This window comes from Pseudoalteromonas sp. US3C1013, from assembly GCF_048401115.1.
Lineage (GTDB): Bacteria > Pseudomonadota > Gammaproteobacteria > Enterobacterales > Alteromonadaceae > Pseudoalteromonas > Pseudoalteromonas undina.
Map to the genome: position 1 here is coordinate 316,161 of NZ_CP183076.1, position 23,997 is coordinate 340,157.

The 23,997-nt window shown below is 40.1% G+C and carries 20 protein-coding genes and 1 pseudogene; 10 read left to right on the top strand and 11 right to left on the bottom strand.

Annotated elements, in window-relative coordinates; translation table 11 throughout:
* Positions 1-118: 118 nt before the first annotated feature.
* Positions 119-637: a TetR/AcrR family transcriptional regulator gene (locus ACNSN2_RS16845; RefSeq protein ID WP_010389306.1), complete on the bottom strand. Its 519-nt coding sequence runs from the start codon at positions 635-637 to the stop codon at positions 119-121.
* Positions 638-811: 174 nt separating this feature from the next.
* Between ACNSN2_RS16845 and ACNSN2_RS16850 the strand changes: the two are divergent.
* The 3 genes and pseudogenes from ACNSN2_RS16850 to ACNSN2_RS16860 all read left to right on the top strand — a co-directional run.
* Positions 812-961 (top strand): annotated as a pseudogene (locus ACNSN2_RS16850) (glutathione S-transferase); the annotation flags it as partial.
* 48 nt (positions 962-1,009) lie between these two features.
* A complete protein-coding gene (locus ACNSN2_RS16855; protein WP_418609653.1) occupies positions 1,010-1,705 on the top strand; it encodes a cupin domain-containing protein in 696 nt (231 codons plus the stop codon).
* Positions 1,706-1,808: 103 nt separating this feature from the next.
* Positions 1,809-2,204 carry an STAS/SEC14 domain-containing protein gene (locus ACNSN2_RS16860; protein ID WP_075170008.1) on the top strand — a complete coding sequence of 132 codons (396 nt, stop codon included), beginning with the start codon at positions 1,809-1,811 and terminating at the stop codon, positions 2,202-2,204.
* Between the two features lie 43 nt (positions 2,205-2,247).
* On the opposite strand, the gene ACNSN2_RS16865 is transcribed toward ACNSN2_RS16860, so the two are convergent.
* The 3 genes from ACNSN2_RS16865 to ACNSN2_RS16875 form a co-directional block, all read right to left on the bottom strand.
* The gene (locus tag ACNSN2_RS16865; protein WP_109875137.1) at positions 2,248-3,198 is read right to left on the bottom strand and encodes a carbohydrate kinase family protein; all 951 of its coding nucleotides are present in this window, start codon (positions 3,196-3,198) and stop codon (positions 2,248-2,250) included.
* A gap of 116 nt (positions 3,199-3,314) precedes the next feature.
* The gene (locus ACNSN2_RS16870; protein WP_418609650.1) at positions 3,315-5,708 is read right to left on the bottom strand and encodes a TonB-dependent receptor; all 2,394 of its coding nucleotides are present in this window, start codon (positions 5,706-5,708) and stop codon (positions 3,315-3,317) included.
* Between the two features lie 167 nt (positions 5,709-5,875).
* Positions 5,876-7,105: an MFS transporter gene (locus ACNSN2_RS16875; protein ID WP_055011497.1), complete on the bottom strand. Its 1,230-nt coding sequence runs from the start codon at positions 7,103-7,105 to the stop codon at positions 5,876-5,878.
* 172 nt (positions 7,106-7,277) lie between these two features.
* Between ACNSN2_RS16875 and gtfA the strand changes: the two genes are divergently transcribed.
* Positions 7,278-8,750 carry a sucrose phosphorylase gene (gene gtfA / locus ACNSN2_RS16880; RefSeq protein ID WP_418609648.1) on the top strand — a complete coding sequence of 491 codons (1,473 nt, stop codon included), beginning with the start codon at positions 7,278-7,280 and terminating at the stop codon, positions 8,748-8,750.
* Between the two features lie 74 nt (positions 8,751-8,824).
* Here the strand turns inward: gtfA and ACNSN2_RS16885 are convergent, their stop codons facing one another.
* The gene (locus tag ACNSN2_RS16885; protein WP_418609646.1) at positions 8,825-9,856 is read right to left on the bottom strand and encodes a LacI family DNA-binding transcriptional regulator; all 1,032 of its coding nucleotides are present in this window, start codon (positions 9,854-9,856) and stop codon (positions 8,825-8,827) included.
* Positions 9,857-9,937: 81 nt separating this feature from the next.
* Positions 9,938-10,831, bottom strand: a complete 894-nt coding sequence (locus ACNSN2_RS16890) for an AraC family transcriptional regulator (protein ID WP_010389287.1) — start codon at positions 10,829-10,831, stop codon at positions 9,938-9,940.
* A gap of 194 nt (positions 10,832-11,025) precedes the next feature.
* Between ACNSN2_RS16890 and ACNSN2_RS16895 the strand changes: the two genes are divergently transcribed.
* From ACNSN2_RS16895 to ACNSN2_RS16920, 6 genes are all read left to right on the top strand, one after another.
* The gene (locus ACNSN2_RS16895) at positions 11,026-12,546 is read left to right on the top strand and encodes an aldehyde dehydrogenase family protein (protein ID WP_010389285.1); all 1,521 of its coding nucleotides are present in this window, start codon (positions 11,026-11,028) and stop codon (positions 12,544-12,546) included.
* Between the two features lie 346 nt (positions 12,547-12,892).
* Positions 12,893-13,498 carry a DUF998 domain-containing protein gene (locus tag ACNSN2_RS16900; protein ID WP_418609643.1) on the top strand — a complete coding sequence of 202 codons (606 nt, stop codon included), beginning with the start codon at positions 12,893-12,895 and terminating at the stop codon, positions 13,496-13,498.
* A gap of 114 nt (positions 13,499-13,612) precedes the next feature.
* Entirely contained in the window at positions 13,613-13,822 is a 210-nt protein-coding gene (locus ACNSN2_RS16905) for a hypothetical protein (protein ID WP_054201355.1), read from the top strand.
* Positions 13,823-13,893: 71 nt separating this feature from the next.
* Complete coding sequence (locus ACNSN2_RS16910) at positions 13,894-14,445, top strand: GNAT family N-acetyltransferase (protein ID WP_418609641.1); 552 nt, start codon at positions 13,894-13,896, stop codon at positions 14,443-14,445.
* 43 nt (positions 14,446-14,488) lie between these two features.
* Positions 14,489-14,746 carry a hypothetical protein gene (locus tag ACNSN2_RS16915; RefSeq protein WP_418609639.1) on the top strand — a complete coding sequence of 86 codons (258 nt, stop codon included), beginning with the start codon at positions 14,489-14,491 and terminating at the stop codon, positions 14,744-14,746.
* Positions 14,747-14,924: 178 nt separating this feature from the next.
* Positions 14,925-16,397, top strand: a complete 1,473-nt coding sequence (locus ACNSN2_RS16920) for a S41 family peptidase (RefSeq protein ID WP_138595748.1) — start codon at positions 14,925-14,927, stop codon at positions 16,395-16,397.
* 48 nt (positions 16,398-16,445) lie between these two features.
* Here ACNSN2_RS16920 and ACNSN2_RS16925 read toward each other — a convergent pair whose 3' ends face one another.
* The 5 genes from ACNSN2_RS16925 to ACNSN2_RS16945 form a co-directional block, all read right to left on the bottom strand.
* Positions 16,446-19,391, bottom strand: a complete 2,946-nt coding sequence (locus ACNSN2_RS16925; protein ID WP_054201351.1) for a TonB-dependent receptor — start codon at positions 19,389-19,391, stop codon at positions 16,446-16,448.
* A gap of 72 nt (positions 19,392-19,463) precedes the next feature.
* Positions 19,464-21,605 carry a family 16 glycosylhydrolase gene (locus ACNSN2_RS16930; RefSeq protein WP_418609637.1) on the bottom strand — a complete coding sequence of 714 codons (2,142 nt, stop codon included), beginning with the start codon at positions 21,603-21,605 and terminating at the stop codon, positions 19,464-19,466.
* 270 nt (positions 21,606-21,875) lie between these two features.
* A complete protein-coding gene (locus ACNSN2_RS16935) occupies positions 21,876-22,664 on the bottom strand; it encodes a sterol desaturase family protein (protein ID WP_418609635.1) in 789 nt (262 codons plus the stop codon).
* Entirely contained in the window at positions 22,657-23,307 is a 651-nt protein-coding gene (locus ACNSN2_RS16940) for a CDP-alcohol phosphatidyltransferase family protein (protein WP_418609633.1), read from the bottom strand. The genes ACNSN2_RS16935 and ACNSN2_RS16940 overlap by 8 nt, the downstream gene beginning before the upstream one ends.
* Before the next feature lie 28 nt (positions 23,308-23,335).
* A complete protein-coding gene (locus ACNSN2_RS16945; RefSeq protein WP_013463030.1) occupies positions 23,336-23,974 on the bottom strand; it encodes an ATP-binding cassette domain-containing protein in 639 nt (212 codons plus the stop codon).
* Positions 23,975-23,997 lie beyond the last annotated feature (23 nt).

Here is a 23,997-nt window from a genome sequence, read left to right on the forward strand (position 1 = left end):
ATTAATGCAAAAAGCGAGCTTTATTTAAGCTCGCTTTTTTATGCTTGAACAAGTAGTAATTTGGTTAATAGATTTATCAACTTTCTGATCGCCAACCACTTATGTTGACTATCTACCGCTAAAAAGTCGCTTGTTCGAAGTAGCTGATATCATCTAGGGTTTTACTAATAATCATTGCCCCTTCTAATAAGCTGACTGTTTGTATTGCCGCCCGAGCAGGATTAAGCTCTCCATTTATTTGATGTGCTTGAGTTAACCAGGCTAAGTTTTTATTAAAAAACCGCTGAACTTCAACCCGCACTTTATCGGGTAGGCTGTCGCTTTCTGCACCGAGTAAGCCACATAAACACATCTTTTTGTCTATCACGAGCGCATTTCTAAATAACTGAGTGTAAATATCGATGGGATTTTTACCGTTTGCTTTATGTACATTCGGATCGCCAAGTACTGCAATAAAGGCATCGGTGTATTGATGCGCGAGTTCAGCGCCTAAATCAGCTTTCGTTGGAAAGTGATAATGCACACTGGCACTTTTTATACCAATCTCAGTAGCAAGTTCTCTAAAGCTAAAGTTGCTATAACCACCCAGTCGCACTTTATTTTCTGCGGCTTGTAGCAGGGCTGCTTTTTTACTCATTTTGATATTTCCTTGCTGTTATCTGAAAAAATTATCAACCAGTAGGTAGTTATTTTCAAGCTCTTTTGTTTTTAGTTTGCAAACATTTAGCGCTTGCTATAAATTACCTATCAGTAGGTAGTTTCTGTTTACCAATATAAACCTAAGTTGTCGTTAAAAATATAAGAGAGCATTATGAAAATTTATGACGTAGAAAATTACCCAAACCCATTGCAGGCTCGTATTGCACTTGCTGAAAAAAAACCGACTGAAAAAGTAGAGTTTGTTGCTGTCGATTTATTAAATGGGGAATACTGCAGTGAGGCATTTTTGGCAAAAAACCCTTAGCCAAGTATTGGCGTTTAGTTATAAATTAATAATTTGGAGTCAAATATGAAAATTGCTGCCGACTTTAGTCAACGTGTGGTGGTGCATAGTGAGTCACTTGAGTGGATAGCTTCGCCCATGCCGGGTGTTGATAGACGTCCACTTGACAGAGTGGGCGACGAGGTTGCTCGTGCCACTAGCATTGTACGTTATGCGCCAAACAGCCACTTTAGCCCACATACACATACCGGCGGTGAAGAGTTTTTAGTACTTGATGGGGTATTTCAAGATGAGCATGGTGACTTTCCACAAGGTACCTATATTCGTAATCCTCCACAATCAAAGCATACTCCTGGCTCAAAAGACGGTTGTATTATTTTTGTAAAACTATGGCAGTTTCAGCCAGAAGATCGCCAGCACGTGTGTATTCACACACAGCAGATGCAAGGGCAGAAAACCCCCGAGTTTAATGACCTAAATGTCATTTTGTTATATCAAGATACGTATGAAACAGTGAGTATTGTACAGTTTAATGCTAATCAATCTTTAGCGCTCACGGTGAGTGGTGGCGCTGAGTTGTTGGTTTTGGATGGCACTTTACAAGAGCATAACGACACACTTGAAAAACACAGCTGGCTTAGAGTTCCTGTTAATAGCCAAATAAACGCCACAGCGGGTAACAATGGCGCAAGAGTATGGATAAAAACCGGCTATTTAAACGATGTAAAAAACCAAGTTAATCGGTTAAAAAAACATAATTAGCTCAAAAAATAAATCTGCATTAAGTGACTTTTTTGATCTGCTTCAAGTAAAAGCTTTTAACTATTGCCTATAATTTAAGCTCTTTTCATTCAAGGGTTGAGTTATGGTTAATTTAACACATGGTTTGTCGATTGGTATTGAGCGCTCAGGCAATGAGTTTTTCTTAACACTTAAGGCAATTGGTACCTTAACTCACAAAGACTATGAAGTGATCACCCCGATGATCGATTCAGCGTTAGGCGAAGTTAAACATCCTATTGTTAATGTATTAATAGATGGCACCGAGTTAGATGGTTGGGAGCTTCGTGCTGCTTGGGACGATTTAAAACTTGGCTTAAAGCACAACAAAGAGTTTAAAAAAATAGCGATTTACGGCAATAAAGAGTGGCAATCTACCATAGCTAAGTTAGGCAGTTGGTTTATGTCGGGTGAAATACAATACTTTGAAAATGCTACTGCCGCTTTAGAATGGCTAAAAACCAGTAATTTAGACGCTTAGTAAAAAAAGGCCAACAGTGGCCTTTTTTTGTAAGTACCTTAGTTTATTTTGACAGTGTTTGTTGCGTGGGAAGCGCAGGAAAAGCGCCTTTAGCTAAGCATGCTTTTGAGCCACAGCGAAGACCAAAGTGAAGCGCTTTTTTTACTATTGACTCATCATTTAGCTTATCAGTAAGTGGCACTGCATTATCGCTGTGGTTTAAGTAGTACAGTACGCCAGCAATAAAAGCATCACCGGCGCTGGTGGTATCTACAGCGGTAATTGTTGGAGCTGCTTCACTCAGGGTAAAAGCGTTATGGTAAACAGTCGCTGGTGCTGGACCATCGGTTAAAAACACCAGCTTGACGCCTAATTCAAGCAGTGATTGTAAGTAGGCATCAGCTGATTGTTGGCGTTGCGTTGCTAAAAAATTTAACTCATCACGTGAGAGCTTAACAATATCGCAATACGCGTAGCATGCATGCACGTTTTGCTCAATGTCATTGCTATTTTGCCATAAACTGTAGCGTAAATTTACATCAAAGCTAACGATTTTTTGGTTGTTTTTAGCCTGCTTTAAAGCACACACAGTAGTTTTTGCTATAGCTGTATTGGTTAAGGTGTTTGAACAAAAGTGTAGGGTACTCAATTTATCCCAATTAATACGCTTTAAATGCTCATTCGTTAACAGTAAATCGGCTGTTTGATGACGATAAAAGTTAAAGCTGCGTTCGCCGCTTTCATCTAGGCTGACAATAACCATAGCTGTTTGCGCGCCTTCTATGGTAAATAAATACTCAGTATCTACGTTATATTGCTCAAGCGCATTAGTTAATTGTTTAGCAAAATAGTCATCTCCCATACCGCCACAAAACGCAGCTTTGCCGCCGAGCTTTGCGTAACCTACTGCCACATTAGCTGGAGCACCTCCTGGAATGGGCAAATAAGCACTGTTTTGAGAGTCTTGAGGCAGCATATCAATAAGCAGTTCACCAAGGCTAAGTAATTTGGTCATAGTGTAAATCCTAAAAAACCTAGCATGGCTAGGTCAAAATTCAAGGGAGAATTATTAAAACTAGTGTAACAATCGCTGAACAAACATAGCTTCAGCGATTGTTACACTAAAGTTGGTTAGTTAAACGCGTATTTAAACGTCAATGACGTTGTACGGCCATTAATAGCACGTGCGCGTATAATGTTGTTATCAGGTATTGAGCCTTCTTCTGCTTCAGTAATACCTACCGTATCGAATAGGTTATTTACATTTAACGCAATATTAAGATTTTCTGATAAATCGTAGCTTACAAAGCCATTTACTTGAGTGTAACCATCAAACTTAAGATCGTTATTATCTTGAGCATAGGCATCGGTAGTACCAATAAAGCTTAGGCCTGCAGAGCCTTTTTCATAAGTGTAACGTGCCATTAATGAGTAAATTAAATCAGCTTGGCGACGAGGCGTATTACCAACCACTTCAGGGGTAAGTGCATCTTTTGCAATTTCAGCGTCTGTCCACGTTAAATTACCACGAAAATCCCATGCATCAATAAAGTAGGTTGATTCAACCTCAATCCCTTTTGCTTCATATTCGCGGTCAAAAAAGGTTTGTGATGTCGCTTCAAAGTTTTGCTCTTCAGTTTGTGCATAAAATGCCGTGGCAAAAACTGACAGTGAATCAAAGCGCTTTTTAATACCAAACTCATACTGGTTTACTTCATCAACGGCATCTTCATCGGCTACTGAGCCATCGGCGCGAACTTTACCAAATAAAAGTCGGTCAGCATTGGCGCGACCGCCTTTACTCAATCGTGCAAACGTTGCAAGGCTTGAGTCAATTTGGTAATTGGCACCAATTGAATATGATGCGTAATCCCAGTCGTAATTAACAGGGCTGGCATTTGCAAGGTCAATACCTGCAACATTTTGTTCAGGAACAGAAATCACACCGTCGCGATTCATATCAACGGTTGAGGTAACCGCGCCTGCATAGTTACCACGTGCTTCACCGCTGTCATAACGGGCACTAGCATCAATACTTACGTCACCCACCTTAGTTGAAAATGCAACATAGGGTGCACGAGTGTCGTATTCTGTGTCGTAATCACGTTGGCAACAGTTACCCCAAAAAGGCGTGCCATAAGCGTATAAGCCATTTTCAGAGAATTCAGTCCCATCGGCGGCTGTTACATTTAACAGCGCAGCGTTATCACCTTTGAGCTCCATTAGGTAGGAATTCCATAACCACGACATGGCAATATTTTGGGTTGACGCATAATAGCCAAAAGTAACGCTAGTATCATCGCTTAGCGATTTAGTCAGTTTGAAGTCGTTAACAATTGAGTCAAAGTCATTCATGGTTACGTCAAACGTATGAATACGCATGGCTAAATCATCGTTAAATGCAGCACCTGTGGTCGCATTACTAAGCGTTGCACCCACACCACCAATACTTTGCGCTATAGCTGATGCATCGCCAACTTCAGCTGGGATCAATGAATTAAAATTACCGCTTACAGATGATTTACGAAAACGGTTTTCAATACGCCAATCGTTGTCTAAATCAAATACAGCCTCAAAACCAATTGAGTCAACTTGGGGATTCATACCATCACGAATATCGCCGTTGCTTATTTGGTTTTCGCCGTTTAAGCGCACTGTTTTAGTAAATAATGCTGAATGCGGGGTATCTGATTGTGCGTCAAACCCAGGAATTGAGTCACCATTTGCATACATTGGCATAGGTAAGTAGCCAACACTTTTATCATCTAAATGTTTGTAATAAAGACGCACGTATCCATTTTCAAAATCTTTGGTCAGGTTGGCTTTAATTTGCCCACCTTTATTTGATGTGTAACCTGTTTCACGTGGGCCTTCACCTTGACGTACAAAACCACCAACATGAAAGCGTACAGTGTCATTTAAATAGGTGCCATATTCAAAGTCAGTTCGAATAGTATCGTAATCTAGGCCAAGTGTAGTTGATACGCTGCCCGATTCGTTTTCGCCATTTTTTGAAATGAAATTAATTATGCCACCCGGTGCATTACTTGCTGCGGTAGAGGCTGAACCACCACGAATAGATTCAATGGTTTGCACTGTGTTATCTAAGCGCATAAAAATGTCAGCGTTACCAAATGCAATATCGCCATATTGTAAAACAGGTAAGCCATCTTCTTGAAGCTGTAAAAATTTAGCACCACCAGAGGCAACCGGTAAACCACGTACTGCAATGTTGGCGTTACCTTCACCGCCGGTTGATTCTGAGCGAACCCCAGGAATAATTCTAAATGCCTCAGCAGTAGAGCGAGGCGTAGACACCTCAACTTGCTCAAGCGACACACTGCTTACAGAAGAACTTGACGCCATTATCGTTGTACTGCGGGGAACACCGGTAACAACAATTGTTTCTAGCCCTTTGTTAGCTTGCGCTTGTGTATTTTGCTCTTGTTGTTGTGCATTAACGCCTTGGCTAACGGCGAGCGCTAAAGCACTGATCAGATATAAAGGTGTGTTGTGTGTTGTCATGTGAACGCCTCGTTTTAAACCCAAAGGGAAGTTGTTATTTTTACTTAATCGATTAAGTAAAAATAACAAAGTTTTTACAATAAGCAAATTATTTTGTTAATTATTTGCTTTTTTTTTACTCAAACATTGATTTTTATAATGTTTTTATAGCATTAAAAGTTGTTTGTTTACTCAGCGACTAAGTTACTTTGCTCTAATGCTGCTGCTGATGGGTCACGAATATAATTAAATAGCATAGCCAAAAATAATATGACTGCAAAACCCGTAGCTAAATAAAAACCGTAGCGTACGTGTCCAAAGTAATCGCTGATCATACCCATAAATAAAGGTGCTAAGGCGGCTGACAGTGCGGTAAAAAATAATATAACGCCGGCTACTGCACCGTGTTGATGCACAGGAAAACACGATATTCCCTTAGAGTTTAAAGTAGGGTAGACCATCGACATAAATAAACCTGAGAGAGGTAATAAAGCCACAGCCCAATCAACGCCGCCATAAAGAGTGCCAACGTAACACAGCGCAATGCCAAAGCTTAAGTAAGCCATAACTCCTTGCCAACTAAACCTATTCAGTAACCATACCGCAATAAAACGCCCTGCAGCACGTAACACAAAAAAGATTGTAAGTGCGTAAGTGGCCAGCAGCGGCCATGAGCCAGTGTAATCTTTTAGCAGAGTAGGCATCCACACGTATATGGCGACTTCGGTGGCAACATATAAAGCAATTGCAAGTGAAAAACCCAGTGCATAAGGATTTTTAACCATTTTTATAGTCGTTTTTAGTGAGGCTGGCTTATCTGTACTTTTTACCACAGCAGGGTAATCGGCACGCCAAGCAAGCAATGCCAAAATCAAACACATAATGCCAGCAATGATGTAAAGGTAAGTCCAACTTACATTTTGAACCAGCAGCACGCCAACTAAAGCAGGGCCAACAATGGCTCCAATGCCAAAAAAACCTTCTACTTTATTCATGGTTTTGGTGTGTTCTTCGTTGCTATTAGAAATATCGCCTAAAAGCGCCAGTGCACCGGTTTTAAATAAACCAATGGCAAGGCCAATACAGCACAGTAAAAAAACAAAAAATATAAAGCTGCTGCTAATCGCAAACAAAAAACAACTTGCAGAGAATATTAATAAACCAAGCATAATCGTTTTTTTACGGCCAAGGCTATCGGCTAAAAAGCCTAGAAATAATCCACTTATTGCAATCATGGCCATAGGCGCATAATGAAACGCACTGGCTTGGGTCATACTTAATCCAAAATCGCTTATGAGTTCGGGAATGATCATGCCAACGGCGTCAGAGGTCATGGCAAACATAAAAAACATCATGTATGTGAGCCAACGAATTTGTTGCAACGGATCGCTGCTTACGTGTGTGTGTGATTTTGTCATTTGCTTTTCCTCGTTAAATGCTTGGTAACACACATTAAGTTGTCAGTAACTTATTGTAGTATTAATCGAGCCACGATATTTGTATGTAAAATATTTAAAAATTACTTGTAAATTCTTACTTGCTAGTTAAAGATATATCTTAATCGATTAAGTTTCAACTTGGTAATCACACATGATGAAGAATAAAGTTCAATTGATCACATACGCTGATCGAATCACCGGTAAAGATATAAACGCATTAACAGCACTTCTAAAGGGTCCACTTAAAGACGTTTTTGCAGGGGTACACTTATTACCATTTTATAACCCAATAGATGGTAGCGATGCAGGTTTTGACCCAATTGATCACAGTGAAGTTGATGCCCGAATAGGAACTTGGTCAGATATTCAAGCACTTGGAAAAGACCATGATTTAATGGCCGATTTAATAGTGAACCATGTATCGGCGCAATCGTTTCAATTTCAGGATGTGCTGGCCAAAGGCAAAGTCTCTGAGTTTTGGGATTTATTTTTAACTAAAGAAGACGTATTCCCCAATGGCATGAGCAACCAAGAACAACAAGCCATTTACCGTCCACGGCCTGGAAGCTGTTTTACACCAATGAAATGCGGTGATGGTCAAACGTATGATTTTTGGACCACCTTTACCGACAACCAAATTGATATAAATGTAAAAGTAGAAGCGGGCATTGCCTATTTAAATAACGTACTTACTAAATTTTCTGCTAACAACGTAAACATTATTCGTTTAGATGCAGCGGGTTACGCCATTAAGCAAGCAGGTACTAACTGTTTTATGCTCGATGAAACATTTGCCTATTTAGATAAACTCTCAAAGCAGGCAAATGATTTAGGCATGGAAACCATTGCTGAAATTCATAGTCATTATCAAACTCAAGTTGACGTGGCTAAGCGCGTAAACATGGTATACGACTTTGCCCTACCACCGCTTATTTTACATAGCTTATTTAATAATGACGTAGACGCACTGCTTAAGTGGTTACAAATTTCACCGCGTAACTGTTTAACTGTACTAGACACCCATGATGGCATTGGCATTATTGACGCGGGTCCAATGGGCGATAAACCTGGGCTGTTGAACGCATCTCAAATAGATAATCTAGTAGAAACCATGCATGCCAACAGCAATAACCAGAGCCGTAAAGCAACAGGTGCAGCTGCAAGTAACGTCGACCTATATCAAGTTAACTGTACGTATTACGATGCATTGGGCGCAAATGATTTTGATTACTTATTATCTCGCGCCATTCAATTTTTTGCACCGGGTGTACCACAAGTATATTACGGTGGTTTATTTGCTTGCAAAAATGATATGGAGCTTCTGGCGAGCACGAACGTTGGTCGTGATATTAATCGCCCTTATTTAGATGCCGCTAAAATAGATGAAGCGCTAAATAAGCCGGTAGTAAAAGGATTAATAGCGTTAATTAAAATACGTAATGAACACCCTGCATTTGCTGGTGAATTTACTGCTCAAGGTGGCGAAAATGTATGTTGTTTAATGTGGAAGCTTGAACAACAGTCAATTTCTTTGAGTATTGATTTTACAAGTCGTACCGCACTTATTACACAGGTTAATGGTGCTCAAGAAACCACTTTAAACTTACAAAGTTTATTAGTTTAAATAGCTTTATTTGTTGAAAACCAAAAAGCCAAGCAACTTAAGCTTGGCTTTTTTATCTGCGCTACTAACAGCACTCAGCTACTTGCACCAATATCGAGTGCGTAACCTACTTCGTGTTGTTTTTCTTCTTTAGAAATAAATAAGTTAGCAGCTATTACACCTTTTTCTTGGCTATTTTGATGAATAGTCGTAAGGCGAGGCACAAAACGGGCTGCTTCTTCTATGCCATCAAATCCAACAATACGTATCTCATTCCCTATTTTTATCCCTTGTTTTATTGCTTCTCGCATGGTGGCGAGGGCGATTAAATCACTCATACATATAATCACATCAGGGCGTGGTGAGGCGTTTAATACTTCTTTTGCAGCTATGCTGGCAAAACGCTCGCTACTTTCAGGAATATTCCAAATGCGGTCGTCGGCTACCGTTACATTCGCTTCATTTAACGCACGCTGATAACCTCGTAAGCGTTGGTGAGAAATAGATTGACCCGTTTCAAACTCATGATGTTCGTAAACTCGGCACAATACATTTTCATCGAGTAATCTCAAGCCCAATATTGCCACGTTATCAGTTGCCCTGTGCAAAACATGTTTGGCTATTTCGTAACTGGCTTGTTCGTTGTTTATGTTAATTGATGCGTTGCGGGCAATATCAAAATCCACAGTAACCACATGTTTTTGTACTGTTTTTAGTTGCTCTACCAGTGCTTTATTTCGCGGGCGACCATAACAAATAAAGCCATCAACAAAATCAACAACGTTATTGAGATTGTCGCTATTGCCTGAAAACAATAAAACATTAATGCCGTTTTTTTCAAGCACTGAGGTTACACCACGCATAAAGCTACTGGCGACAGGGTCTGACACCATATATTCCACGCTATCTGGCAGCACTAAAGCAACAATATTAAATGTGCCACTTCGCAAAGATTGCGCCGCTTTATTAGGGCCATAATAACCGAGCTCTTTGCAAGCTTTAAGTATGGCTTCGCGTCGTTTAGCCGAGAGTTGATCAGGGCGATTAAACGCATTTGATACCGTAGCATTAGACACACCTAACTCTTTGGCGATACTTTTTAATGTCCAGCGGGTGGGTTTACTCATCAGCGACTCATTACTACTTAGCAGGAAATTAGTAAATTAACATATTAGGCTGTTTAATATAACAAAAACTGTTGCATTGAGTTAATGCCGACACTGTTTAGGTGCAATCCCAAAGGTTTGCTTAAATAAACGGCTAAAATGACTGGCGCTATTAAAACCAAGGTCGTAGCACACTTTACTTATAGCTTGGCCTTCTAATAAAAGCGTGCGGGCTTTTTTAAGCCTAAGTTGTTGCTGCCAAAGCGCAGGGCTGGTGCCAAAAGCGAGTTTAAATTGCTGGTAAAACTTACTACGACTCATACAAGTTATTTTGCATAATGTGTCTATGTCGAGTGTGTCGCTTAAATGCTCTTCAATGTATTGCAGTGCATCACTCACGTTACTTTTTAGACGCAGTTTATCGCAGTTGGCCATTAATAAATCGCGGCTTTGTTGTTGCAGTAAACGGGTGATCAATTCGTTTAACGATAAATCAATTAGGTAGTGTCGCTCGGCGCCTTGCTCACTAAATAAATGCACCATTCGCTCTAATAGCTGCTGAGTTTGCGCATTATGTTGGGTATGCACTAAATTAGGGCTGTATTCAAATAAGGTATCACTAGCAAAGTTTTGCTGCATATTAAGCGCATTAGCCACATTGGTTATTTTATCTGTGCTGATTTCAATCGCTAAACAGGTGGTAGGTGAGTTGAGAGTTGCCTGTGGAAAATCAATCAGCACCCCTTGCTCGGGCGCTAATACAAACGATTCGTGGGGTAAAAACGCTTTATGATAATGACTATTCTCAACATGCATAATTTTCTTGCCACTGAGCATGGCACAAAACAGTAATTCGTTTGAATGCAGCGCCACTTTTTGCGCACTTTTATAAGTATCATAAATACTCAGTTCGCTGTTGTCGGCAGCAAAGCTCACTTTGTTTTCAATAAGTACATCAAGTTGTTGGCGTTTTTTATTTAACTGTGACGAATACATAATCAGCCTTTTTAATGATTAAATCGTTTGGACTCACAGACAATTTTTTTGGACTGCTAATCAAGTTTTTAAGCGCTTAATAGTCTAATGTCAATCAATACCGATTAAATATAAAGCAACTAGCTACATTACTCTAACAAGTTGCTGGTATTTCGGCTTAGACTTTTAGCTAACAACAACAAGAGAACACACATATGATTTACGCAAATCCAGGCACAGCAGACGCACTCATCACATTTAAACAGCAGTATGGTAACTATATTGGCGGCGAGTGGGTTGAACCCGTTAATGGTCAATACTTTGAGAATATTAGCCCTGTAAATGGCAAAGTGTTTTGTAAAATTCCCCGCTCTGACAAAGACGATATTAATTTGGCGCTTGATAAAGCGCATGCCGTAAAAACGCAGTGGGGCACAACCTCAGTTACCGAGCGCAGTAATATTTTATTAAAAATTGCTGATCGCATTGAACAAAATCTAGAGCTACTTGCAGTGGCCGAAACATGGGATAACGGTAAAGCCATTCGCGAAACCCTCGCGGCGGATATTCCACTTGCTGCGGACCACTTTCGTTACTTTGCCGGTTGCTTGCGTGCTCAAGATGGCAGTATTGGTGAAATAGACGAAACCACGGTGGCGTATCATTTTCATGAACCATTAGGTGTTGTAGGGCAAATTATTCCGTGGAACTTTCCAATTTTAATGGCTGCATGGAAACTAGCACCTGCACTTGCAGCTGGTAACTGTGTGGTACTTAAACCTGCTGAGCAAACACCCGCCTCAATATTAGTATTAATGGAAATTATTGGTGATTTACTACCCGGCGGCGTGCTAAACGTAGTAAATGGCTTTGGTAAAGAAGCTGGTGAAGCACTGGCAACTAATACGCGTATAGCTAAAATTGCCTTTACAGGCTCAACCCCTGTGGGTTCACATATTTTAAAATGCGCAGCTGAAAATATTATTCCTTCAACGGTAGAACTTGGGGGAAAATCACCTAATATCTTCTTTAACGATGTTATGGAAAAAGACGACTCATACCTAGATAAAGCAATTGAGGGCGCCATTCTTGCCTACTTTAACCAAGGTGAAGTATGTACTTGTCCATCACGCTTGTTCATTCAAGAAGATATTTATGAGCAATTTATAGAACGCATTTTAAAACGTACCAAGCAAATTAAACGCGGTAACCCGCTAGACAGCGAAACCATGGTAGGTGCGCAAGCCTCTAAAGCACAGTTTGATAAAATTTTAAGTTACATTGATATTGGCAAACAAGAAGGTGCTGAAGTACTCAGTGGCGGTCATGTTGAGCAACTTAGCGATGAGCTAAATGGTGGCTATTACATTCAACCTACTTTATTAAAAGGCACTAACGATATGCGCGTGTTCCAAGAAGAAATTTTTGGCCCCGTTATTTCAATGTCGACCTTTAAAGACGAAGCCGAAGCGCTCGAATTGGCTAACAGCTCAGAATTTGGTTTAGGCGCAGGTGTATGGAGCCGTAATATGAACCGCGCTTATCACTTTGGTCGCAAAATAGAAGCCGGTCGCGTATGGACCAACTGTTACCATATGTACCCAGCACACGCTGCGTTTGGCGGTTATAAAAAGTCTGGTATAGGCCGCGAAACGCACAAACTCGCGCTCGATCATTACCAACAAACTAAAAACTTATTAGTAAGTTACAGCGAAGATCCCCTTGGCTTCTTTTAATAAGGCGTTTTAGTTTAAACAAACAACCTATAAGTAATGAAAGCGCTGCATTGTTGTAGCGCTTTGTTTTTTTTAAAACTAATACTGATAGCATTTGATTAGTGGTTAATTATAATAATAAAGAAATGATTTATTAATGAGGCGAAATAAAACCTCAGTGAATCATGCACAAAGAGGGTAATAAGGCGCTGGGTTGAAAAAGTAGATTAAAGGTTCTAGCTCAGGGCTGTTATGGCTAGGTTCAGGCTGTTTGCACAATCTCGCTGCTCGTCACTCGAAGCCGGCTCATTTTCTCCTCTGTGTTTAAAAAGGCTTTAGTGAATTAATCACAAAAAGGATTATGGTGATGTTTGAAACGATTGCGATTTATTCAGGGTTAATAGTCACATTATGGATATTCATTGGTGTTTATGTAGCAAGTCGGTTTTATAAAGGTTACAGCCATTCTAAACAATTTTGTAGTGAATTAGGTGCAACAGGAAGCCCAACTGAAAAACTGTCACCGCTAATTAATAATTATCCTTTAGGTTTTCTATTTTGCTTTTTTGGCTGGTATTTGGCGCAATTGGCTAATGTTTCTATATTGGTTAATATTGCTGGTTGGTTAGTTATAGTGCATGGTATTGGTACCTGGGTTGCGGGTTATTTTCCTATGGATGCTGACCCATTTACTAAACATCCAACTTTTAGCTGCAAGGTACATTCTTGGGCTGGTTTTATTATGTTACTTTCGCTGGTTGTAGCACCAATATTAATAGCTATTAGTCCAACCACAGAAGTTATCTCTCTATACTTTCGTGTTTTTTCAATTGTTTCTGTTATCGCTACAGTTTATTATCTGTTTGCTATGGCTAAAGCAATAAAACCACAAAGTAAACCTGGTACCTATCAACGTATCTCTTATGGTATTCAATTAAGTTGGTTAAGTGTTTTTTCAATAGCATTAATTTAAAACAATCACTAGTGCCTATCATTTGTTTAAACGTTCGGCTTGTCAATCTAAGAAATACATCAGCATTGTGTTGATTTTAGCTCATTATTTGGGCTTATAAATTAAGGAAGACTCATGAATATAAACGATACTAAATTACGTTTTATTTTACTAAGAGGTCCTTTAGGCTGGGGAATTCCTACAGCTATTTTATTTCAATTAATCATGCACCTTACAGGTGAGCAAGATTTTTTTGATGGAATCATTTCATCTTTAATAATATTTCCTTTAGTAGGCATATTATTTGGATACTTTATGTGGCATTCAAAACATAAAAAGAACTAAATAACTGAGAGACCTACCTTAATTACTTGGTTTTTTTGAAAGTTTTTAGCTGTAATTACAAGGAGGTTTGAGTGAAAATTTGTGAAACCCAAAGATTGCTTATTCGGCAGTTTTCAATTGATGATGTGCCGGCATTAAGTAAAATTCTTAGTGACGATGAATTAATGAAATACTCAATTCGTGGTGTGTGCGATGAAGCCGCAACTGGTGAATTTATAAAGTGGTGTTTACAATGCTACGATTCATATGATTTGGGCCCATGGGCACTAATAGATAAAAACAGCGATTTATTGATTGGATTTTGTGGTATTTCCCCACAAAGTGTTGCGGGGAACGAAGAGCCTAATTTAGGGTATCGATTAGCGGTCGATTTTTGGAATAAAGGCTTAGCCTGCGAAGCGGCTAAAAGTGTTTTAAAGTATGTGTTTACTCAAACTACTCATCAATCCGTTGTTGTTATTATTGAACCTGAGCATATTGCGTCATTGAGAGTTGCAAAGAAAATTGGCTTTACAGATTATAGCAATCATGAATTTCACGGTCGTGCCGTACAGTTATATCGATTAACAAAGGCGCAGTGGAATGAATGGACTTCTTTAGATGCTGCTTATGTAGCTACCTAAAGCTCAAGATAGTTAACGTTGGTTTGTTAAAAGGAAATTTTTAATGGATATAGATTCTCACATAGTTCAGCTTGAAAAAAATTACCGAAAGTTATTTAGTGCATCTCATTATTTGGGACTTACGATAGCGATGGCTGTTATTGTTTTGTTGTTAATGTTTTATTTCAGCCCATTGATAGGGCTTGCTTTTTCAGGTTTTGCTGCTTTCTTTTTAAACTTTTTCTATTCACAGTATAGCTTTAGAAAACTCAACGCCCGCATAACACTACTGCAAACCAAAATTGAACTAACGTCTAAGTAAGCTGTTGCTCTAAATTTAAAGCCAGTTCATTTTAAATCTTACTCGTTGTTAGCTGCTTTTAATGTTGTTAAGTTACTGCTATAAAAATAATTTGCTGATACTTATTTGATTTAAGGTATTTTTAGTTCCACCAAATGAGTTTACAGTAATTATATAACCTAATTTAAAATGGATTTTCATGAACATAAAAACAAAAATAGTTAGCCGTACTTTATTGAGTGCTTTATTAATTACGCCTACCTTGAGCATGGCAGAATTAGCAGTTACTCCTCAAACACCAGAGCAATGGCGCAGTGTTACTGATCGTGATATTGAAGCTGCTTACAGTATTTCGGCAAAAAACCACCCCGGTATGTTTGATGTTAACAACCCAGTCTTTCCTGAGCTATTAAAGCAAGCAAAAGCAGAAGCACTTGCACTGTCTGCTAAAGCGAGCGGGCCACAGGTTCATGTTGCGGCAATTGCGCGTTTTAGTACTGTGCTACAAGATGGTCATGCAGGTGTGTTTTCAAGCGTTGAACGACCTGCTCGTCGTTGGCCTGGTTTTAGTGCCGTTTGGCGGGGTGATGCATTAAAAGTGTATTACAGTGAAACAGATAATATAAATAAAGGTGATGTGATAAGTGGATGCGATGGGCAAAGTACCGAGACGTTAATGCGACAAAGAGTGTTTAAATTTCATGGACAGGTTACACAACCTGGGCATTGGTGGCAGCAAGGTTGGCGGTTACTAATTGATGAGGGCAACCCATTTTTAACACCTCTAAAAGAATGTCAATTTATTAAAGCTAATGGGCAAGCTTACAGTAAAACCCTTGATTGGTCTGTTCGGCCAAAGAGTGTAAGTAAGCATTTAACACATGCTTATAATGGGGATGAGCTTACAACCGATTTAACTTGGCCTGCGCAAAACATAGCGTGGATTGCTATGCCCAGTTTTGCAAATAACGATAAGCAAACTCATGATTACAATAACCTGTATAAGAAAGTGGCGAGTCAACGTACTAAGTTACTCAGTGCAAAAACGGTGGTTTTAGATCTTCGTCATAACCAAGGTGGTTCGTCGTATTGGAGCTTAAAGCTTGCAAAAGCGTTGTGGGGTGAGCAAGTTGTTGAACAAAAAATGGATAACTACTCAAAAAATAGCCGAGTTTGGTGGAGAGCGTCAAAAGATAATACTAGCCATGTTAAATCATTAATTGAAGTGTTGAAAGATCAACCTAAAGCACAAAAAGAGTTTAAAGAAATAGCTGCAGGTATGGCGCAGTCACTTGAAAATAATAAGCTATTTTACATCGAAGAGCCGCAAAGTAAACCAAACCAAAGCGATAGCACGGTGCCAGAGAGTGACTTTAAAACACAGGTTTTTGTTATTGTGCCGCCACAGTGTGCAAGTGCGTGTCTTGATGCCATTGATGTATTTAAGCAGTTTTCAAACACTCAGTTATTTGGCGCGCCAAGCAGTGCTGACTCACTGTATATGGATGTTCGATTAGCTGAGTTACCCTCAGGTTTAGGTAAAGTGATAGTGCCTAATAAAGTGTATGTGAATAGAGCAAGAGGAAAGGGCGATTATTATAAACCCGATATTGCCTATAACGATATTGATTGGACAACCGATAAGCTATTAGAAAAAATTAAACAGTTATAAAAAAAGCCGCTCAATGAGCGGCTTTGACTGTTTAATTACTTAGGTTTATTAAAAGGTATAGCGTGCGCCAATTGCGTAGCGTGGACCATACTGGCGAGCAAATAAGAATTGCTCTTCGTAACGGCCATAGCCTTGCTCGGTTTCATTATTAAGGTTAATACCTTCAAAGAATACCGTCACATTTTCATTAACGTCATAATTTACGCTCATATCCCATTGGCCATATGATTTAGCATATTGTGGTGGTGCATCAGCAGAACCTTGCGCTTGCCCTACACCAATTAAATATGCATCACGCCAAGCATAAGTAACTTTTACAGATAAACCTTCTTTTTCGTAAAACGCTTGGAAATTAGCTGAATCACTTAAGCCGGTTAATGGAGCTTGTTGGTCTAGGCTGTCTGTATCAAATTCAACATCGCCGTCAACAAACGTTGCATTTACACCGACACCAAAACCTGTCTCGCCAATTAAGTGCTGTACTGCCACTTCAAAACCATCGACTGATTTGCTATCGGTATTTTGTGGTTGGCTAATGTTCCAAGTAATAAGTGGATCATTACTATTTGGTTCAATTTGTCCGTTGGCATTGCCATCACCATTTGCAAGCATTTGCGCAAAAATAGCATCGGTTGTTGCTTGATCACCACGAGCTTCAATATCACTAACCGCTTGTAAATAGCGTGGGCCATTTAAAATATCATGTAAGCCTTCAATGGTGGTTGGAGTAATGGTGGTTTGAATAAAGTTATCAACGTCCTTTTTAAAGTAACCTATAGATGCATAACTGCCCTCTGCGTAGTAATACTCTAATGATAAATCAAGGTTTGTTGATTCAAACGGCAATAATCCTGTATTACCTTGGCTACCTACTCGTGACCCCGGTTTTGGGCTGCCTGTTAGGTTACGACCACCAGCTAAATCACCTAATGGAGCGCGCGACATAGTTTTACCCCATGATACGCGAGCAATTAAGTCATCAGTTACGTCAACACTTAGGTCTATTGATGGTAGTAAAATATCGTAACTGCCTTCTTGAACTAAGAAGTTGTCATCGCCGCCAGCTTCATATTGAGTGATCCACTCTGAAGCACTGATCCAATTTACTTGTTGCTCTACTCGTTGACGAACAGAGCTACTTACATCGGTTTCTTCATAGCGTAGACCTGCATTTACTTTTATGTAGTAATTGCTAACTTCAAACTCCCAACGCGATTGAACATAGATACTGTTGGTAATTTCTTCAACAGCGCTTTGACTGTCAATACCATCAAGGTAGGCATTAGGTGCATAGGCATCGCCACCAGTTACATCAGCTGTAAGGTATGCCATTTGTCTTGCTACGGCTTCATCAAAATCAAAGCTATAGTAATAGTTAGGTTGTAAATCGTTACCACCACCGGCAAATTGGTCTAATAGTCCTGAAGTGTCATTAAGGGTAAACATGCCATCCGGGAATATCTCGGTGTAAGAAGGGTTAAAACCAGGGCCGCCAACTAAGCCACTCCATGCTTCATAACCACCAGTATTTTGCTCTGTACGCGAACCACCAAACTTAACTTCAATTAAACCAATGTCAAAACTATCGTTTATCCATGTTGTATGTAATTGAAGTTGCTCAATATTGGATTCTCCCGGTGAGTGAATAAACTGGCTAAAGTTTGAATCAATTTCACCAGGGCTTAATACGCTGGTACCGTTTTTCCAATTAACTTGCGCATGTGGAATTTCGCCAGTGCGATAATCATAAATTTTATTTACAAGCTGATCAGAACCTAAAATAACTTGCCCATCACTACCAAGACCTTTGTCTGCGCCGTTATCCGTTTCGTTTTTAGAGTCATGGTAGTCAAGCTCAACTTGCCATGTTTCATTAATTTGCCAATCTAAATTTAAGCCGATAGAACGAGCTTTAACTTCAGTGGTGTTTTTACTCGAGGTAAATGACGCATCGTTACCACTTATATCTGCATAAATTGCTGTGCCATTTTCATCTAACTCGTAGCCGTTGATGTTACTACCAAAGTCGTTCCAAATACCCCAGCCGAGAGTTTCTGAGCCTGTTGTAGCCTCACTTGCTGTATAATCAAGGGTTGCTACAAAATTATCTGTGGGTGCAAATTGCAGTGTGATTTGCCCATTAGTACGCTCGCGTTGTAAATCTTCAATTGCGTAGTTCATGTCTTTTGCAAAAAAGTGATTACCTTCACGATTTCCTTGCGCATCTACTGCGCGTGGATCAATAAAATCACCTTCTGCAAGAGTAGGTAAGTCGACATTAGCTTGCCAACCTTGAATATTGGCGCTTTGCTTTTGAAAGTCGCGTTCTTGATGCGAAAAAGAAAAACCAATACCAAACATTTCATCGCTAAAGGTATTACTATAAATAGCTGATACTTCCGGAGTTACATTGCTACCCGCTTCATTTGATGAATCATGAATAGCTTTAGCTGTTGCCGAAAAATGCTGGCCAGGTCTTTGTAAAGGTCGAGTTGTTGAAATGTTAACCGTCGCACCTAAGCCACCACTGGGCACATCAGCACGAGCAGTTTTAAATACTTCTAAGGCACTAACACCTTCTGAGGCAATGTTTTCCAGATTATACGAACGTGAGTTACCCGTTCCAGGCATTTGGCGACCATTAAGTGTTACCAAGTTAAATGATGGGCCAAAACCACGCACTGTAATTTGGCTACCTTCACCGTTTGCACGACTCACCGATACACCCGTAATACGCTGTAGTGACTCTGCTAAGTTAGTATCGGGGAATTTACCCATTTCTTCAGCAGAAATAGCATCGACTACCCCAGATGCATCGCGTTTCATATCCATAGAGCGGATTAATGAACCACGAATACCTTTAACTTGTATTACTTCGATTTCAGGTTCAACAGTATTTTGTTCTGCTGCATGAGCGATATTAAGCGTGCTTGCAGTGATGATAAGTGACACAGAAGCCGCTAATTGGCTTTTTTTAAAATTAAATGTGTTCATAATTGCTCTGCTTTTAACTAAATTTTACGATAAGTAGGTGCATATATGCACCTACCATTAAGTGATTTTTAATTATGGAACGCCAATGAAAGCGTTATCTACACGATAAACGGCGCCTTCACCTGTGTCCCAAGCTGGGAAAATCATCACTACATCTAACGCACTAACATCTAAACCTGCACCCGCTAAATCAGCAAGGGTAAAGGTATATGTTTGCCATTCACCAACAGTAGGTTCTATACCTTCAATGCTGTCAGTTAGTGGAATTTCGACAGCTGAGCTACCGTTATCAGACTCCACTTTGAAAGTCCAAACTGAATCAAGATTATTTGGTTTTGAAATCACCTTTAACTCAAACGCTATTACACCGTTTTCTAATATTGAAGTAGCATCGAATGCTTCACCGCTTCCGCCTGCAGCTGTACGGCTATTAAAGCCCATTACTGTTGCTGTTGCGCCAATAGTAAACTCAGCAGTTAAACCGTGCTCTTCATCATCTACTACCTCAACAGGCGTTGAGCCACCGCAGCAATCCCACATTGGCCAATTTAGGTTCTGTTCATCACTGAAAAGGTCGACTTTTGGTAAGTCGCCTTCAATAGCCACATTGGTAATTAAGTATTCTGCGCCTTCACCTGTTTGCCATGCTGGGAATACCATTAAAACATCAATGGCACTTAAATCTAAACCTCTTTCTTGTAGTAAAGAAAGCGGGAATGTATAGGTTTGCCATTGGCCTGTAACCGGTGTTACGCCTTCAGTACTATCGCTAAGGGCTACATCGCCTGTATTAGGACCACCATCACCCGCTTCGGCTTTTAATAACCAAGTAGTTGAAGATGTTGGAGGTGTTACTACTTTCATATCAAATGATACACGGCCATTTAAATCAAGCAATAAAGAAGCGTCAAATGGCGACGATGACCCTGCAAAGCCATCAGGAAAATGACCGCCACGGGTAGAGAAACCAAGTACCGTACCGTTATTATCGTTAATGTTAAACTTAATTACGTCGCCTTTGTCAGCATCGGTAATGGTTTCTGGTGTGGTTCCGCCACAACAATCCCAAGCGATCCAGTTTGCGTTTAATGTGCCATTAAATATATCAAGGTTTCTTGCAACACCATCACTTGGTGGAGTAGGTACAGGGGCTTTACCTTCAACGAGTGCATCTTCTAGGCTATCGTAACCTGGGCGGACTGTTTCACAGCCTTTACCTGTGGTTGGGTTAGAGGCACATTCGTAAACACGCACGTAATCAATCTCAAAGCTTTGACCTTCTGCAAATGCTGCAGCGTCAACGCCTAAGTTATTTACGTTTTCAGGCCAATCACCACCAACGGCATTGTTTAAAATAAGGTAAAAGTCCTTATCAAATGGTGCTGTATCCCAATGCGTTGTTAGCTCGCCGCTACCTTGTTCAAAGTATTCAGCAAACCAACCTTTATGCTTTAAGCCAACAGGTTCATCTTTTGAATTGTAACGAACTTCAGAACGACGTTGTGTGGCGTATAAATAGCCATCTACGTACCAGCGAATTTCGCCTTCTTGCCATTCAATCGCGTAAGTATGAAAATCTTCTGCAGGATTCATCCCTTCAGGGAATGTATACGCTTTACCTGAACTTGAGTTATTTGGCCATTCGCGACCATAATGAAGTGTGCCATGAATATTAGCTTCAACGGTGCCATCTTCAGCAACTGTTTTTAAATTTACCGCTTCTAAAATATCAATTTCGCCAGAGCGCGGCCAAGTACCATATTCTTCATCAGTTGGCATCATCCAAAAAGCTGGCCAGCTACCTTGACCCGAAGGCAACTTTGCACGCATTTCAAAACGACCATAAGTAAAATCAGCGTTGTAACGGGTGTTTAAACGGGCTGATGTGTATGGTTTTTCTGCGCCTTCTTCAGCAGGTAAGGCGACTATGTTTAGTACACCGTCTTTTATAAAGGCGTTTTCTTCACTGTCGGTGTAACATTGTTTTTCGTTGTTACCACCACCAGCGCAGTTTAATTCAAAGTTCCACTTGTTTGTATCAATGCTTGTGCCATCAAATTCATCACTCCAAACCATTTGCCAATCTGAAACTGGCTGGGCAGGATCTACTTTTTCAAAATTGGATGTTGTTGCAGCATCGCCGCCACAGCCAGCCAAAGTTGCTAATGAGATAGCAGCCAAAAGGCGAGTAATGCGTGTTGTTTCAATGTTCATAACTGAACCCCGTTCAACTGATTATTGTCAGAATATAGTGTATTTGTTGATTTTTCATTTTTGTAAGCGCTTACATTTTTATGTGTGATAAATGTAAGCGCTTACAAATAATATGGGGGATTTTTAACTGGGTCAAGAATTTGTTTAAATAATTTACAATTGATTTACTTTTAACAGGGTGTTTTTGTTAACAGGAACGGTTAAACGCCCAAGTAATGTTATAAATAAAGGTTTAAAAGGTGTACATGGGCGTTTTCATTAGCCGTATTGCTATTTTTTAAATGGCATTATTAACAATTGCCACAAGGATGAATTTTGTTCGGGGTTTGGTTCTTGGCTCAAACCAAGTGCAATACGTTTATCAGGCTGGTTTGCCTGTGATTTATAGCTGCCAAAAAGTCTATCCCACCAAGTAACACTAAACCCAAAGTTACTGTTTGTTTCTTCGGGGTTTTGGCTGTGATGTATGCGGTGCAGCGCTTGGGTGATCAGGATTAAACGCAGTGGTTTTTCTATTGCGTTTGGCAAGCGAATATTTGCGTGGTTAAACAGTGCTAACCCATTGAGTGTTATTTCAAATATAAGTACTGCAATGGCGGGCATGCCAAGAGCAGTTATGGCGGCAAGCTTTATCAATATGCTAAGACCTATTTCAATAGGGTGAAAGCGCAGCCCAGTGCTTGTATCTACGTGCGCATCAGCATGGTGAACACGGTGTAAACGCCATAAAATTGGAATTTTATGAAATAACCTGTGTTGCCAATAAATCAGTATATCTAGCAACAGCAGACTAAGTATAATTGCTACTGAAAGAGGCATAGTTAGTTGATTAAACACACCGATACTATGTTCTTGGTTATAAAGCGCGGCGGCGGTTAACCCTAAAGGAACCGCTAACCGAGCAATCACTGAAGAGGTAAATACAAGACCAAAATTCGCAACCCAACGTTTAGTGGCTTTTATGGGCGATTGCCGTGCAGGGGCTTGCCACTCAAGCAGCATCATTATGACTAAAATACTTACAAAACATCCAAGCCGCCACCATAATTCGTTATCCATTGATAGCCTCCGTTTTACTGATATTAGCTTCTAGTTGTTTTAATGTGTGATAACCGCCATAAATACGGGTGAAAATCGTTATGGCGCAAGCTGCAGCAAATAAGCTGGCCATTATGGCAAAGTGCTGCGGCCAAATACAAAAGGCAACAAATAAGGCAATGGTTTCTGTGCCTTCGGTTAAGCCATTTAAGTAGTAAAAACTTTTATATTTAAATTGTAGTTTGTCGAGTTTAAATTTTTCAGCGGCAATCGCAAAGGCCAAAAAGCTGGAACCGGTACCTATAAAAGTAGCCAGTAAAATAGCACCTGCAATGGCATTTTGTGCTGGATTAGCCAAAATAAAGCCCAGTGGAATCGCTGCGTAAAATAAAAAGTCGAGAGTAATATCTAAAAACCCACCCGCGCTAGAACTTTGATTAGCATAGCGGGCTAATGCGCCATCCAGTCCATCTAAAATTCTATTCAACGCAATGGCGATTAATGCGCCATACCACATTTCAAAGGCAAGTAAAGGCACGGCAAACATACCCACTAAAAAACCAAAAACAGTGAGTTGATTAGCTGTAATGCCGCTTTTATTAATGAGCATAACAACCGGTGTTAGTAGTGGCTTTATAATGGGGGTAACAAATTTATCTAACATACGTATTGCCTTGAATATGAGTCAGGTTTTAAGCATCAGTGCCTAAAGTAATCACTTTGCCAGCTGTTGCCTCCGCGTCACTGTGGTCGTGCGTAACCATAATGGCAGGCAATTTATGCTCGCGTATTTGACTAAACACCAGTTCGCGGGTATCAACACGCAATTGGGTGTCGAGTTTACTAAAAGGCTCGTCGAGTAAAATAGCTTTAGGTTCGCTGAGCAACATGCGTAGCAGTGCAACACGCGCTTGCTGCCCACCAGATAGGCTGTCGGGATGGCGGGCTGCCAATCCTGTTAAGCCAACTTGTTCTAGAGCGTGGTCTATTTTTTCAAGACGCTGCTTTTTATTGCCTTTGGGCATAGCAAAGGCAATATTTCCTGCCACTGTTAAATGCGAAAACAATAAAGCGTCTTGGTAGAGCACCCCAATATGGCGTAAATGCGGGGGTGTGTTATCTATATTTTGATCATTTAGCCATACTTCGCCTTGTGCCCTAAAGTCTTTGGGCAAACAGCCTGTAAGCCAATTTAATAAGCTTGACTTGCCACTGCCCGATGGCCCCATAATGGTGAGTATTTCGCCGCCATTTACTTGCTCGTTTAAGCTTAGTAACAGCTCGCCTTGACGGTAAAGCTGACAATCTTTGATGTGTAATGATGACTGCATTAAATAGCCTTAATGGTTTTATA